Raw genomic sequence first — 15,957 nt, forward strand, 5'->3', positions numbered from 1 at the left:
ATGGCCGGCCAGGGCGATACGCAGGGGTCGGGGCGTGAAGGCCGGGGTTAACGGGACTGGAGCCCGGAGGAGAAGGGAACCTCGAAGACGCGGCCGCCGCGGGACAGCCGCACCTTGGTTTCCTTGATCTCGACCACGCGGGCGCCCCCCACCTCCGCCCCCTCGCCGACCAGTATCCCGTTCAGGACCGCGCGCCTCAGGCGCCGCTCGTCCTGGTAGGCGATCCCGGAGATGGTGATGTCCTGGGCACCGCCGGTAGCGGCGGCAGGTTCCTGGGGTGCCATCTGCGGCGCGTCGGACGGCAAGGACCGGGGGACGGCTGCGGCACGGGAGGCTTTCCGGGCCTGCCCGGTGGGTGGCGCAACCGACTGGGGAATTGCGACCGGAGATTGACCGGCAACGGCCGTCGCGGCCGGAGGCGCCGGTGCCGGCGGCACGGCCGGGGGTGCGACTGTTACCGGTGCGACTGCGGGCGCTGCGGGCGGTGCGACCGGTGCTGGGGTTGCGGGCACTTGGGGTGCGGGAGCTGCTGCGAGACCCGGTTCCCTTGCCGGTTCCGGGGCGTGCCCCTTCAGCAGAAAACCTGCACCGATGCCGGCCAAAAGCAGTGCGGTACCGGCGACCACGGCCACCGGGTAGCGGCGCGGCTCTTTGGGCTGGGCCGCCAGGCGGTAGCGCAGCACCTCGGGACGCAGGTCTTGGGCGGACCCGCGCCTGCTCCGTCGTTCCTGCTCCATCTTTCTCAAAGCGTCGAGTATCAGGCTCATGTCAGATCCGTCCCGTTGTCTGCTTGCCGTTGGCGCCAACCCGCATAAGCCCCGGGGGGAAGAAGCCGCCGGCCTTGCGGTACAGGAGCATGAGGGTCTGAGCCCCCACCTTGCCGTCCGCCGTCAGCTGTTCGCGGCGCTGAAATTCGGCGAGCGCCGCCTTGGTAGCCTCGTTCAGGTTCCCGTCCAGCGGACCGGCATAACAGTCGACCTGCTTCAAAAGCCCCTGGAGAGCCTTGGTCCCGGCAGCCTTGTCTGCGGCCTTGGTACGCGAGGCGATGCCATGGAAATCCTTCCAAAGAACGGTGGTCCCGCCGGTCCAGAGCTGCGCCAGTTCGGCGTGGCTGAGCTTCGAGCGCCCCGCCACCTGCGGGACGACCTCCAGTCCGCCCCTATCCGCTCCCACCAGGGCCACCAACCGCTCGCCTCCCCCCGGCAACGCGATGTGGAGCAGCGCCGGCGCGTCCAGCCGCGTCAGGAGTTCAAAGCTCGCGGAAAACTTCGAGGCGACGAGCCCGCGCTGCCGGACCAGCGTGCGCAGGTTGGCAGGTTGACCCGGGACCGGATCGACCCGCTGCACGTGCCAGGCGTCCAGTACGGCGTTGACGGCTGCGTACAGGTTTTCCTGCTCGGGCTGCGTCGCTATCGCCTGCCGCGCAGCCTCGGCCGACACGGGAGGCATCTTATCGGCTTCCTGCGTCTCCCTGGCCTCCTTCTTCTCCGTGACCGCCTTCTTCTCCTCCGGGAGCAGGTGGAAGGAGACCGCGGAGAAACCGGCGATGATGACGACACAGAGAACCAGCGCCGCCGACAGCGCCCTCACCTGCAGCGCCCGTCGCCGGCGCGGCGACTCCTTGCGCAGGTCGGCAATGGCGAGCGACGCCATCGCAGGGGTGACCTCCTTGCAGTCGCGAGTGTAGGCGAGCAGCAGCGCGCGGTCGCACACGCCGTTGATCAGGCGCGGCAGACCGCCGGAAAACTTGAAGATGCGCTTGAACGCGCCGGGGGAAAAGACGAGCGGCTCCCTGCCGTCGGCGGCGAACCTGATCCGGTGCCGGATGTAGGCGCAGGTATCGTCGAAGCACATCGGCTTCAAGTGGTAGCGCACCGTGATGCGCTGGTCGAGCTGCCGCAGTTCGTCCCGGGCGAGGAGCGCGTTCAGCTCCGGCTGCCCGACGAGCACGATCTGGATCAGCTTGTCGCTCTCGGTCTCCAGGTTCGAGATGAGCCGGACGTGTTCCAGCACCTCGACCGAGAGGTTCTGTGCCTCGTCGATCACCAGCACCACGGTGTGCCCCGCGCGGTTTTCCTCAAGCAGGTACGCGTTCAGGGCGGCGTGCAGGTCGCGGATCTCGTTGCCTTCGGTAGGAAGGCCGAACTCCGCGTTCACCTCCTTCATGAACCCCAGGGGGGAGAGGATCGGGTTGAAGATCAGCGCGGTGCGGTGGGTTTCCGGGTCGAGTTGGTTCAGAAGGGTACGGACGAGGGTAGTCTTGCCGGTGCCGACCTCGCCGGAGAGCTCGATGAAACCGGCGCGGTTCTCAATGGCGAAAAGCAGGTGCGCGAAAGCCTCCTGGTGCGGAGAGCTCAGGAACAGGAAGGACGGGTTTGGAGTGAGTGCGAAAGGTGCTTCTTTGAAGCCGAAAGATTCCCAGTACATGTTTCCCCGATTGGCCCGGTCCGGGCGGGAGAAGGTTGGGTGAAGTGGAGGTTATAGCTATAGTTTTTTGCGGCGGGAGTGTCAAGCGAATCCTGCGGGATGGATGAACAGTCGTTAAGGCTACGGACAGAAAAAAACCTGCTGCGGAAGAAACTTCCGCAGCAGGTTGGTGTCACCGCCGTGAGACGGGATCAATGGTGCGTCTTGACTTCATCCAGCAACGTGTTGATTGACGTTGTGTCGTTCGACGCGATGTTGTCAAAGGTCACACTGCCGAGTGTGTGGCTGGCGTTATCCACCACGGTTATCTTCAGATGGTTCGCTCCGTCGTTGCCCACCACCAGGTTGCTTTGGGTGGCGTTCGCCAGCAGGCTGCTGACATCCAGGGTGTCGTGGTTGACATCGAAGTCGGTGATGTGGTCGCTGCCCTTGGTCGCCATGATGGTATCGTGGCCTGCCCCAGTCGAGAAAATATCGTTGCCCGAGGTGCCGATCATGGCATCGCTGCCGGTGGTTCCGGCAATGACGGTCCCGGCGGTGTGAACGCCGAGCAGCGTCACGTCCAGGCTGTGCGATCCGGTCGGGTCGCCGTCGCCGTCGGTTGCGGAGACCTGGAAGTGCAGGGTCTCGTCGTTGGGGATCAGCCGCTCGGTGAAGGAGAAGCTGTCCAGTTTGCCGGTGCCGCTGGTGACCGCGAAGGTAATGGAAGTGAAGTCATGCGCCGGATCGAAATGCATCATGCCGTTGCTGTCGAGCGTTGCACTACCTGTGTCGTGCCCCGTGGTGCCATCAGGGTTGAGGTAGTCCGTTATGTAGGACATGGTCAGGGAACCGGCAGCCTGGACCTTCCCGTAGAGCGAAATGGTGTCGACGGCTATACCGCTGTTGAATGTTACGTTGAACTGCTCGCCGGTATCGACGTTGCCGTTGGCAACGCCAAAACCTGTCGAGGTCGGCTTCAACTGCTCGGTCTTGTCGATGGTCCCGTTGTGGTTGGTGTCGATGGCGTTGAACGTCGCGTCGTTGAGGGCGAAGCTGTTGGTGGCCGCACCGCCGTTGACGTTCAGCAGGCTAATGTTCCCTGATGCAAAGGTCGCCCTGGCATTGACCATGTCGAAGGCGTACGTGCCATCGGTGTTGATGGTCAGGTCGAAGAAATGATTAGCGGCGCTATGGTCGGTGCTGGAGTAAGCCGCAGCGGTGACCGATCCGTCGGCATGGGTGGTGTACTCGTAGCTGAGTTTGCCGTTCAGTGAATCGCCGACAATGTTGATCGGACCTATCGAATCGGCACCGAAGTTGATGTCGTGGTTGCCGTAGAGCACACCGGCGGTGGAGCTGTCCTCGTTGCCGATGATGGCGTGATCGATCATGGTGAAGGTCGGGTGATCGTCCACGATGGTGATGCCAAGGGAAGAGTTGGCAACGCTGCCGTTCGCATCGGTTACGCTGACGGAGACCTGCTCCACGTAGCTCTCCACGCTGGCAGGCGGGGTCAGCACGTTGTCGCTCAACGTGAAGCTGTACTGGAGCGTGCCGCCGGTAGCGGTATCGGTGTAGCCGGTGACCGTCATCTGCCCGTAGGTAACGCCGTCGATCGAGATCGGGCCGGTAGAACCGAGGTCATGCAGCGCGGCGATAGAGATGTCGGTGTTGCCGATATGGACGCTACTGACGCCATCCAGGGCGGTGATCGAAAGCGATCCGCTCTGGGTCAGGGCAGCCGCGGCAGGGCTTGAGCCGTCCGACAGGTTCGCCTCGTTGACGGAAACGCCGACAGGTGTGAGTGTGACGCCGTGGTCGATGCTTGCAGTGGCAGTTGCGCCGACGCTGGTCGCTTCATAGTTGCCGCCATTGATGGCGGTAACGGTCGCGGTGATGCTCTCATCCGCGGGGTTCGACAGTGCGACGAACAGCGACCCGTTGCCGGAACCGTCAATATTGACGGAGTGGGTCGTGGTCAGCCCGGTGTACTGGTCATAAACGTCAACCGTCGCCGTGGCCGCTCCCTGCGGGGCGTTGTCGAGGTGAATGCTGAAGGTCGCCCCGGCATCATGCTCGCCGATGTTGGTGGTGCTGATGTGTACACCGGTTGTATCGATGGTATCAGCGATGTGAACGGTGGCCGCAGTGTGGTCGACGACGAGGTTCTCGAAGTTGCCGCCGGAAGCGCTGGTGATCGTCACGCTGCTGTTGCTCGGATCGACGTACACGTCATCGCTGTTTGCGAAGGTGTAGTCAACCGTGCCGGTGCTGTGCCCGTCGGCGATGGTGATGGTCTGGCCGTTGTCGAGGTGAACGGTGACGTCGCCATGTGCGGCGCTGGTCAGGGTGGCGGTGTAGGTAACCGTTGCACCCGCCTCGGTGATGGATGCAGGGGTGACTGCCAGGCTCACCGTGGTGTCGTTCACCGTATCAGCGATACTGACCGTGGCGGCGGTGTGGTCGACGACAAGGTTCTCGAAGTTGCCGCCGGAGGCGCTGGAGATCGCCACGCTGCTGCTGCTCGGATCGACATACACGTCATCGATATTGGCGAAGGTGTGGTCCACGGTGCCGGTTGTGTGACCGTCGGCGATGGTGATGGTCTGGCCGTTGTCCAGATGCACCGTTACGTCGCCGTGGGCCGCATTGGTGAGCGTCGCGGTGTAGGTGACGGTGGCGCCCGCTTCGGTGATCGACGCCGGGCTGACACCGAGGCTCACCGTGGTGTCGTTGATGGTATCGGCAATGTGGACCGTAGCCGCGGTGTGATCGACAACAAGGTTCTCGAAGTTCCCGCCGCTGGCGCTCGAGATCGTCACGCTGTTGTCGGAAGGATCGACGTAGACGTCATCACTGCTCGCGAAGGTGTGGTCCACGGTGCCGGTGGTGTGGCCGTCGGCGATGGTGATGGTCTGGCCATTGTCCAGATGCACCGTCACGTCACCGTGGGCCGCGTTGGTCAGCGTCGCGGTGTAGGTGACGGTGGCGCCCGCCTCGGTGATCGACGCGGGGCTGACGGCCAGGCTCACCGTGGTGTCGTTAATGGTATCGGCAATTTGGACGGTGGCCGGAGTGGCATCCACGACGAGGTTCTCGAAGTTGCCGCCGGAAGCGCTGGAGATCGCCACGCTGCTGTTGCTCGGATCGACGTACACATCATCGGTGTTGGCGAAGGTGTGATCGACGGTGCCGGTGGTATGCCCGTCCGCGATGGTGATCGTCTGCCCGTTGTCCAGGTGGACCGTTACATCGCCGTGAGCCGCGCTGGTCAGGGTGGCAGTGTAGGTCACCGTTGCGCCCGCCTCGGTGATGGATGCCGGGCTGACACCGAGGCTCACCGTGGTGTCGTTCACCGTATCGGCGATGCTGACCGTGGCGGCGGTGTGATCGACGACAAGGTTCTCGAAGTTGCCGCCGGAGGCGCTGGAGATCGCCACGCTGCTGCTGCTCGGATCGACGTACACGTCATCGATATTGGCGAAGGTGTGGTCCACGGTGCCGGTGGTATGCCCGTCCGCGATGGTGATCGTCTGCCCGTTGTCCAGATGCACCGTTACGTCGCCGTGGGCCGCATTGGTGAGCGTCGCCGTGTAGGTGACGGTGGCGCCCGCCTCGGTAATGGATGCCGGGCTGACGCCGAGGCTCACGGTGGTGTCGTTGATGGTATCGGCAATGTGGACCGTGGCCGCGGTGTGATCGACAACAAGGTTCTCGAAGTTCCCGCCGCTGGCGCTCGAGATCGTCACGCTGTTGTCGGAAGGATCGACGTAGACGTCATCGCTGCTCGCGAAGGTGTGGTCCACGGTGCCGGTGGTGTGGCCGTCGGCGATGGTGATGGTCTGGCCGTTGTCCAGATGCACCGTCACGTCGCCGTGGGCCGCGTTGGTCAGCGTCGCGGTGTAGGTGACCGTTGCGCCCGCCTCGGTGATCGACGCCGGGCTGACTCCCAGGCTCACCGTCGTGTCGTTCACGGTATCGGCGATGCTGACCGTGGCGGCAGTATGGTCTACGACAAGGTTCTCGAAGTTGCCGCCGGAAGCGCTGGAGATCGCCACGCTGCTGCTAGTCGGGTCGACGTAGACGTCGTCCGTATTGGCGAAGGTATGGTCCACGGTGCCGGTGGTGTGGCCGTCGGCGATGGTGATGGTCTGGCCGTTGTCCAGATGCACCGTCACGTCGCCGTGGGCCGCATTGGTGAGCGTCGCGGTGTAGGTGACGGTGGCGCCCGCTTCGGTGATCGACGCCGGGCTGACACCGAGGCTCACCGTGGTGTCGTTGATGGTATCGGCAATGTGGACCGTGGCCGCGGTGTGATCAACAACAAGGTTCTCGAAGTTCCCGCCACTGGCGCTCGAGATCGTCACGCTGTTGTCGGAAGGATCGACGTAGACGTCATCACTGCTCGCGAAGGTGTGGTCCACGGTGCCGGTGGTGTGACCGTCGGCGATGGTGATGGTCTGCCCGTTGTCCAGATGCACCGTTACGTCGCCGTGGGCCGCATTGGTGAGCGTCGCCGTGTAGGTGACGGTGGCGCCCGCCTCGGTGATGGATGCCGGGCTGACGCCGAGGCTCACGGTGGTGTCGTTGATGGTATCGGCAATGTGGACCGTGGCCGCGGTGTGATCGACAACAAGGTTCTCGAAGTTGCCGCCGGAAGCGCTGGAGATCGCCACGCTGCTGCTAGTCGGGTCGACGTAGACGTCGTCCGTATTGGCGAAGGTATGGTCCACGGTGCCGGTGGTGTGGCCGTCGGCGATGGTGATGGTCTGGCCGTTGTCCAGATGCACCGTCACGTCGCCGTGGGCCGCGTTGGTCAGCGTCGCGGTGTAGGTGACCGTTGCGCCCGCCTCGGTGATCGACGCCGGGCTGACAGCCAGGCTCACCGTAGTGTCATTGATGGTATCGGCGATGTGGACCGTGGCCGGAGTGGCATCCACGACGAGGTTCTCGAAGTTGCCGCCGGAAGCGCTGGAGATCGCCACGCTGCTGTTGCTCGGATCGACGTAGACGTCATCCGTGTTGGCGAAGGTGTGGTCCACGGTGCCGGTGGTGTGACCGTCGGCGATGGTGATGGTCTGCCCGTTGTCCAAGTGGACGGTCACGTCGCCGTGGGCCGCGTTGGTCAGCGTCGCGGTGTAGGTGACGGTGGCGCCCGCCTCGGTGATGGACGCCGGGCTGACACCCAGGCTCACGGTGGTGTCGTTGATGGTATCGGCAATGTGGACCGTGGCCGCGGTGTGATCGACCACAAGGTTCTCGAAGTTCCCGCCGCTGGCGCTCGAGATCGTCACGCTGTTGTCGGAAGGATCGACGTAGACGTCATCACTGCTGGCGAAGGTGTGGTCCACGGTACCGGTGCTGTGACCGTCGGCGATGGTGATGGTCTGGCCATTGTCCAGATGCACCGTCACGTCGCCGTGGGCCGCGTTGGTCAGCGTCGCGGTGTAGGTGACCGTTGCGCCGGCCTCGGTGATCGACGCCGGGCTGACGGCCAGGCTCACCGTGGTGTCGTTCACGGTGTCGGCAATTTGGACGGTTACCGGAGTGGAGTCCACTACCAGATTCTCGAAGTTGCCACCGGAAGCGTTGGAGATCGCCACGCTGCTGCTGCTCGGGCCAACGTAAACGTCATCGATATTGGCGAAGGTATGGTCCACGGTGCCGGTGGTGTGACCGTCGGCGATCGTGATGGTCTGGCCGTTGTCGAGATGGACGGTCACGTCACCGTGAGCCGCATTGGTAAGCGTCGCGGTGTAGGTCACCGTTGCGCCCGCCTCGGTGATCGACGCCGGGCTAACACCCAGGCTCACCGTGGTGTCATTTACCGTGTCGGCGATGCTGACCGTGGCGGCAGTGTGGTCGACGACCAGGTTCTCGAAGTTGCCGCCGGAAGCGCTGGTAATCGCCACGCTGCTGCTGCTCGGATCGACGTAGACGTCATCCGTATTGGCGAAGGTGTGGTCCACGGTGCCGGTGGTGTGACCGTCGGCGATGGTGATGGTCTGGCCGTTGTCGAGGTGAACGGTCACGTCGCCGTGGGCCGCGTTGGTAAGGGTCGCGGTGTAGGTCACCGTTGCACCGGCTTCCGTAATCGACGCCGGGCTGACTGCCAGGCTGACGGTGGTGTCGTTCACGGTATCCGCAATCTGGACGGTTACCGGAGTGGAATCCACCACCAGGTTCTCGAAGTTGCCGCCGGAGGCGTTGGAGATCGCCACGCTGCTGCTAGTCGGGTCGACGTAGACATCGTCCGTGTTGGCGAAGGTATGGTCCACGGTGCCGGTGGTGTGACCGTCAGCGATGGTGATGGTCTGGCCGTTGTCGAGATGGACGGTGACATCGCCGTGAGCCGCGCTGGTCAGGGTCGCGGTGTAGGTGACCGTTGCACCGGCTTCCGTAATCGACGCCGGGCTGACAGCGAGGCTCACGGTGGTGTCGTTAACGGTATCGGCAATCTGGACGGTTACCGGAGTGGAGTCCACTACCAGGTTCTCGAAGTTGCCGCCGGAGGCGCTAGTGATCGATGTAGCGCTGCTGCTCGGATCGACGTACACGTCATCGATATTGGCAAAGGTGTGGTCCACGGTACCGGTGGTGTGACCGTCGGCGATGGTGATGGACTGCCCGTTGTCCAGGTGGACGGTCACGTCGCCGTGGGCCGCATTGGTAAGCGTCGCGGTGTAGGTCACCGTTGCGCCGGCTTCCGTAATCGACGCAGGGCTGACAGCCAGGCTCACCGTGGTGTCGTTCACCGTGTCGGCGATGCTGACCGTGGCGGCAGTGTGGTCGACGACCAGGTTCTCGAAGTTGCCGCCGGAAGCGCTGGAGATCGCCACGCTGCTGCCGCTCGGATCGACGTAGACATCGTCCGTGTTGGCGAAGGTGTGGTCGACGGTGCCGGTGGTGTGACCGTCGGCGATGGTGATGGTCTGGCCGTTGTCCAGATGCACCGTCACGTCACCGTGGGCCGCGTTGGTCAGCGTCGCGGTGTAGGTCACCGTTGCGCCCGCCTCGGTGATCGACGCCGGGCTGACTGCCAGGCTCACGGTGGTGTCGTTCACAGTATCCGCAATCTGGACGGTTACCGGAGTGGAGTCCACCACCAGGTTCTCGAAGTTGCCGCCGGAGGCGCTAGTGATCGATGTAGAGCTGCTGCTCGGATCGGTATAGACGTCGTCCGTGTTCGCGAAGGTGTGATCGACGGTACCGGTGGTGTGGCCATCGGCGATGGTGATGGTCTGGCCGTTGGCAAGATGGACGGTGACGTCGCCGTGGGCCGCGTTGGTAAGCGTTGCGGTATAGGTTACGGTTGCGCCGGCTTCGGTGACAGATGCCGGGCTGACCGCGAGGCTTACGGTCGTGTCATTGACAGTATCGGCAATGTGCACGGTGGCAGGGGTGCCATCTACAACGATTTGCTCGAAATTGCCGCCGGAGGCGCTGGTGATCGCTACGCTGCTATTGCTCGGGTCGACGTAGACGTCGTCCGCGTTGGCGAAGGTATGGTCCACCGAACCGGTGGTGTGGCCGTCAGCGATCGTGATCGTCTGACCGTTGTCCAGGTGCACCGTCACGTCGCCGTGGGCAACGTTGGTCAGGGTGGCGGTGTAGGTCACCGTCGCACCCGCCTCCGTTATCGCGACCGGGCTGACCGCGAGGGTTACCGTGGTCGGGGTGGGGATGTCATGAACCTGCGTCACCACCGGGGTATGGTCGACCACGACAGTTTCGGTCCCGCCCGTTGCGGAGGTGACCGTAGTGGTTACGGTGCCGGCGTCGATGTACGGGTTGTCCGGATGAACGGGGACGTGGACGGTGCCGCTGGTCCCGCCATTGGGGATGATAATGGAGCTTCCATTGGAGAGGGTTACCGTGATGTCACCCTGGGCCGGATGGGTAGTCGTCGCGGTGTAGGTGATATCCCCACCCTCGTTGACATCCGTCGGCGCGGTAACCACGACCGTGTTGGTGGTCGGAACGGTGGGGGGGGCTACGGTCTCGGTGATCACCGAATCAATGGTCCCGGTGCTCCCGAAGGTGACGCCCGTGGTGGTCACACCGGCGGTGGGGAGAACCTCCTCGCCCGTCGGCGCAAGGATAAAGACCGGGTGGGTGCCGCCTGCATCGGCGGGACCACCTGCTGCCGGGGCTTCCAGCTCGATGGGCTGGTCGCCGGTGGCGAGCGCCTGCTGGATCTGCTGGACCTCGGCTGTCGTATCGGTGGTGTCACCGGCGGTCACGGTTCCATAGACGTCGTGGTCGATGGCGACGTTGGTCATCCTGCCCAGATCCAAATGGTTGCCCTGGGCGCCGTCAAACGCAATCGAGACACTGCCGTCGCTCTCGGTTACGATGCGATCATTCGCGAAGATCGGGCTGTTCGGCATGAGCAGACGGATCGCGCCATCCGGGGATATGGCTTTTACCGTTCCGTAGAGAATGACAACCTTGCCGACTACCTGGTTCCCGGCGCCTGCCGCTGCTGCTTGATCGTTCTGTGCCATGACCGTTCTCCGTAATATTTGATAGTGAAGCGTGAAAGGAGCTACTAAATTTGGTTATGGTAAAGATATCTCTGAGGGGAAACCATGTCTATTGTACCTTGGTACTAGATTGACATAGTGATCAAGATTACAGAGACCTCACTTTTACTCCTGCCATACCTGCCGGTAGCTAAATCAGAGCTGATATATTACCTGTGTCCAGGCCAATGCCAAGCATGGGACGAAAAAAAGCCCTCTGCTACTTCAGAGGGCTTTTTTATGATTGGGGGGAAGGTAAATCCCCTGTCCCCCTTTGCAAAGGGGGGAACGCTGGGGCACGTGCTGCACTTCGGCAGCCGCCAAATCAGAACGGCCGGTCCAGACGGTTTGGTTCCTTGACCAGCTTGGTGAAGTTGGAGTTCTTCTGGATCTCCTCGAGATAGAAGAGCTTCAAAAGGTTGTGCGTCGGATGGTCCGGGTTCCTCTGCATCTCTTCACGCATGCTCTGGAACGAGGCGACCAGTTGGGTGTCGGATGGCGCATCGGCAGTCGCCGTGCCGGCAAAGAGCTTGTCGATCGCCGTTATGTAGGCAAGGCTCGCCGTCGCCGTCTCCGGACGCTGCGCGCTCACCCACTTCTTGATGGCCGGAGACTGCTTGATGCGGCTCGCCAGCGGCAGGAAGTAGTCGAGGTACAGGTTGTAGCGCCCGTCCTTCTTGAGCGCCGACGAGGTCTGGCGCACCTCGCGCAGGGAGAGCGGGAACAGCTCGGCCGAGAGGAGCCGGTGCGTGAACCACAGGTTGTAGGCGCCGTTGTCGGTACTGAACTCGCTCACCTTGCGGTAGGCGTAGGAGACCTTGTCGCTCGCCTCGAAGGCACCGAAGTAGGCCGAGTCCGGGATCACGTCGTTGTACCCCCTACCCTGCTGGGCCGTCAGGAAGTTCAGGTAGGAGTTGAGCGCCATCTGCATGGAGGTGGCGTAGCTTTGGATGCTCTGCGAGTCCTGGGTGGTGTTCAGCTTCACCAGGTAGTAGTCGCCGGTCCAAAGGGCGAGCTCCATGATGGCCCGCCAGAGCCGGTGCGCCGACTTCAGGTACAGCTCGCGGCTCTGGTAGCCGGCCCGCTCCCATCCCCCCGCCGAGTATGGCGCGATGTCGTTGAAGATCGCCATCGACTTCAGGAGCGCGGTGCGCCCCTCCTGATCCGGCAATGTGGCGAAGAACTTGTAGGACGCGGAGTTCTCGTTGTCGGCCAGGCGCGGGATGGCGAAACTGGTCATGTCCAGGTAGTCCACCGCCGCCGTGACCACGCCGCTCGACCTCGGCCCCGCTGCCCACTTGAAGCAGAGGTCGTTGTAGGTCCGCGCCCGCTCGTAGGTCTTTTGCACCGCCTCCGTCATACCCTCGGCGTCGAGCTTGGCGCTCGCCACCTGCTGCAGGCGCTTGGACTCGATGGCCGCAACGGTGAAGTTCAACCGGTAGCGGTCCGAGTCGGGCGCGTTCAGCCCGTCCACGATGCGCTGCACCAATGTCTTCGTGTACTTCCCTTCGCTGTCCTTCTCCCCGAGGTTCCTGTCGTTCATCATCACGAACAGGGGGCCCAGCGCATTCAGGCCGTCGAGCTTCCTCGCGATGATGGCCCGGTTCACCACTAGGTTGATGAGGTTACGGTAGTAGAAGGGGGTGTTGGTGGGGACTGAGCCGCTGGTCGCACCGGTGGCGATCTCGTTCTTCTCGATGTACAGGATCGACCCGTTCCAGATGCCGTAGACCTGGGCGACGAAATCGTCCGCGTCATCGCGCTCCAACGCCTGCAGCGCCTTCACCATCCCGGACCAGTAGGCGACCTCGGGCATGGAGGCCTTCCCCTTCAGGCTCTCAATAGTCTTGGCCGCGGCGGCCAGGCTCTCCTGGTTGTCGCTTTGCAGGTAGTCGACGGTCTGGGCGATGGCGAGCCTTAAATAGTCGCGGTCGCGAAAGAGCTGCGGCTGCTCCCCCTTCTGCCCGGACATGAGCTTGCCGTTCCAGGTGGCGATGTAGGACGTGAGCGTCTCGCCGATCTCCTGGTCGCGCTTCTCGCGCCATTCCTTGATCTCGTTCTTGTCCCAGTAGGTGAGCTCGTAGGCCACGTCGAGGTAGGGCCCCCACTCCTTGATCTGGGGGAGGGCCGGGGCCGGGACGGCAGCCGTCTTGTGCTCCTTCCTGGCCGGTGCGGCGTGCCCCTTTTTCTTGGGGGCGCCCCAGGAGGGGGCGGCCCCCATCAGGAGGCAGAGGGCGCATAAGAAGATGAAACAGAGGATCCGTTTGACGTCAGTTCTTTTTAAGGCAGTCGTAAGCATATTCCAACTCCTCGCATCGCTGGGATGGCTCTCGTCCCCTGGAAGGGAAGATGATGAGGTTGAAGGACGATACGCGTTTGGTCCCCTTGAACTGGAACTCACCTTTGTCACTGCTGCAGCTCGAGCGCGACCCCACCACGCTCAATACCGCCTTGATCGATTCCTCCTGCTGCAGGGCGCTGTCGCAGATCTTGAGGCTCATCAGCGACACCCCGCGCGCCAGCGCGACCTCCGAACCGTTCGCGCCGCTCCCTGCCGGGCTCTTGCTCCGCTGCCGCGCCGCCTGGACCGGCCCTCCCTTGGGCTCCTCGATGGACACCTGCGGCGCGCTCCTCACCGCCGCGACCCGCAGGGGTGGCGCGCTCCCCCCCACCTCGACGGCGCGGGCCGGACGCTGCGGCAAGTAAATCGGTTCGTCGGCCGCGGGAACTGCGTTAGGCCCGCCCCGCACCCGGTAGATGTAGGTGCTCTTGGGCGAGGGGCGCCCCCCCACCTCGACGCTCCCCGCCTCCTTCCTGAGCCTCGCGGCCGGCAGACGCTCCGGAGGCGCGCCGCCAAGAGCGTCGAAAGGTTCCGTCCCCTTGCGCTCCCGGGCGACCGCCGGGTAGAGGGTCACCTCGGAGCCACTCTGGTAGCCTGAAGCGCGGGCGATTGCCGGGCGCTGCAGCTCCGCGGGGTAATCCACCTCGTGCCTGAGCGGCGCGTTCCTGGGCTGTCCGGCATGCTCACGCCCCCCCGGCTCGGGAGGGCGGTACTGCGGCGGCTTCAGGTCCAGGGCGTACATGGTGCGCGGGTTTTGCCGTGCCGGCACCGGCTTCTCGACGGGAGGCAGCGTCCTTGGGTGCGCCGGGGGGGCCTTCAAATCCAGCCGGCTCACGTCCATGATGGTGCGTTTGGAGACCGGAGCCCCGGGCATCTGGAAGCGGCTCACGCAAAGCGCCACAAGGACCAGGGCCGCCACCACCGACCCTCTCAGCCACAGGGGGACCGGGGGGCGCATCTCGTGCTCGGCGCAGACCAGGATGTGCCTAAGGCGCGTGCCCCCGTGGCCGCAGGCGTTCTGGACGCGCAGGGTCATGGCTTGTCCCCTCCGGTGCGCGAGGTGCGCACGACCGCCAGTCCGTTGGAGCTCCAGTACCTGCTCACCACCGCCGCCGCGGAGAGAAGGTCGCTGCTGTAGGATTCGGGAAGCGGCACCACGACCGGGCGCGGCTGCTCCCGGTTCCCCTGCAGGTGCTTCAGCGCCGAGCAGAGCTCGTCGTAGGAGAGGGGGTCGGTGCGCGCCGCCTCCTTGCCGCGCAGGATGTGCGCCAGCCGGTACGGTTTCGCGCTGTGCTTCTCCACCAGGAGCTGGTGGTAGTCGGGGTTGGACTGCATCGCCACCAACTCGGGGCTCTTCGCCACCACCGGCGCCGGGAGCTGCATCTCAGCCACCTGGCTGCTCGAGGTGTCCATCCGGGACATCTGGGTGAAGACCAGGAGGAGCAAAAAGGCGACGTCGGTAAACGAGATGAGCCACTGGTTCCGGGATGTTCCCACCGTGCGCATGGTCCACCTCCTAGATCTTCACCTGCAGGCCGCGGTTGATGGAACGCTTGGCCATCACGTCCAGGCAGACGCAGATCGCCTGCAGCAGCACGTAGTACATGAGGGCGAAGTAGGTCGACCAGAGCTTCGCCCCGATGGCGCCGTTGTTGATGGCGCTCCCCGGGTCCCCGGTGTAGAGAAAGATCACGATCATCCCGGCCACGGTCCCCCACAGGCCGATGGGTGGGAGCAGGTTCGCGCACATGTAGATGCGGTTCACGAAGGTGCCGTTGAAGTTGTTCTGCGCCACTTCGCGGGTGGCGTCGTACAGAAACTCCTTGGGTGCCGCAGCTCCAGTCGTGTTGTCGCTTTGGCTGGTGGCCCAGAGCATCTTCGCCACGCTTTCGGCGAGGGTGTCCGTAGGCGAGGCGTGCTGGTCCTTGATGCTGTCCAGGTGCTTTTGGTCCAGCGCCTTCGCGTGCAAAAAGGCACGCGCCGCCAGCACCATCGCGATGATGAATATGCTGGAGGTCAGGGTGAGCGAGATTCTCAGCGACCAGATGTTGAAACTGTTGGGGTTGATGGTGATCAGGCCCAGAATGTCCATGACGGCGGCTCCTTAGCGGTTATTTCTTGGCGATGCGCGCCAGGTCGCTGTCCAGCTGGCGGATGGCCTCGTCCAGCGTGGTGGTCTTCCCCTGGATCTGCACCGACATCTTCTGGTAGGGAGCGTAGAGCCTCTTCATCTCGGCGAGGACGCTGCCGGCATCATCACGGTAGTTGAGCACGATCAGAAGCCGCGTCTTCACCAGCGCGATCTCCGCCGAGAGCTGGGTCATCTCGTTGTTGGAGCCGTCCACCGCCTGGGTCACCAGGTAGTCGGCGTGCCTCCTCAGGTAGTCGTCGAGGGGTGCCTGGAGCTGGGCCGCCGTCTTGGTCTCGCCGCTGGCGATGAAGTGCTCGGCGAAGTTGAGCATGACCAGGAGGTCCTTCTTCACCGTCTGCAGCCTCAGCTCAAGCCCGAGGTCGTTCGCCTGCTCGGTGGGCGCGTCCTGCGGCGCAGCGGCGGGGGGCTGCGCATCGGCGCCAAGCACCGGCGCGGCAAGTAGAGACACCAATCCCGTCACTACGACAGCCAGTTTCCATCGCAATGCAATACCGTGGTCCATGTCAGACTCCTCCTTACGGATGAGCTAC

General features: G+C 63.8%; 8 protein-coding genes. All 8 read right to left on the reverse strand.

Annotated features, from left to right (window positions below):
- Positions 1-47: 47 nt before the first annotated feature.
- A complete protein-coding gene (locus tag KP003_RS13465; RefSeq protein ID WP_216499506.1) occupies positions 48-767 on the reverse strand; it encodes a general secretion pathway protein GspB in 720 nt (239 codons plus the stop codon).
- Position 768: 1 nt separating this feature from the next.
- Positions 769-2,427 (reverse strand): AAA family ATPase, encoded by a 1,659-nt coding sequence (locus KP003_RS13470; protein WP_217299679.1) that lies wholly within the window; start codon positions 2,425-2,427, stop codon positions 769-771.
- 191 nt (positions 2,428-2,618) lie between these two features.
- Positions 2,619-10,916 carry a retention module-containing protein gene (locus KP003_RS13475; protein WP_217299680.1) on the reverse strand — a complete coding sequence of 2,766 codons (8,298 nt, stop codon included), beginning with the start codon at positions 10,914-10,916 and terminating at the stop codon, positions 2,619-2,621.
- Between the two features lie 343 nt (positions 10,917-11,259).
- The gene (locus KP003_RS13480) at positions 11,260-13,233 is read right to left on the reverse strand and encodes a hypothetical protein (protein WP_217299681.1); all 1,974 of its coding nucleotides are present in this window, start codon (positions 13,231-13,233) and stop codon (positions 11,260-11,262) included.
- The gene (locus tag KP003_RS13485) at positions 13,205-14,311 is read right to left on the reverse strand and encodes a hypothetical protein (protein WP_216499510.1); all 1,107 of its coding nucleotides are present in this window, start codon (positions 14,309-14,311) and stop codon (positions 13,205-13,207) included. The genes KP003_RS13480 and KP003_RS13485 overlap by 29 nt, the downstream gene beginning before the upstream one ends.
- Positions 14,308-14,781: a hypothetical protein gene (locus KP003_RS13490; protein ID WP_216499511.1), complete on the reverse strand. Its 474-nt coding sequence runs from the start codon at positions 14,779-14,781 to the stop codon at positions 14,308-14,310. The genes KP003_RS13485 and KP003_RS13490 overlap by 4 nt, the downstream gene beginning before the upstream one ends.
- A 10-nt stretch (positions 14,782-14,791) precedes the next feature.
- On the reverse strand, positions 14,792-15,367 hold the full coding sequence (locus tag KP003_RS13495) for a hypothetical protein (RefSeq protein WP_217299682.1): 576 nt from the start codon (positions 15,365-15,367) through the stop codon (positions 14,792-14,794).
- A gap of 19 nt (positions 15,368-15,386) precedes the next feature.
- Complete coding sequence (locus KP003_RS13500) at positions 15,387-15,929, reverse strand: hypothetical protein (RefSeq protein WP_216499513.1); 543 nt, start codon at positions 15,927-15,929, stop codon at positions 15,387-15,389.
- Between the last annotated feature and the right edge of the window lie 28 nt (positions 15,930-15,957).

It is taken from the genome of Geomonas diazotrophica (assembly GCF_019063885.1).
Taxonomy (GTDB): domain Bacteria; phylum Desulfobacterota; class Desulfuromonadia; order Geobacterales; family Geobacteraceae; genus Geomonas; species Geomonas diazotrophica.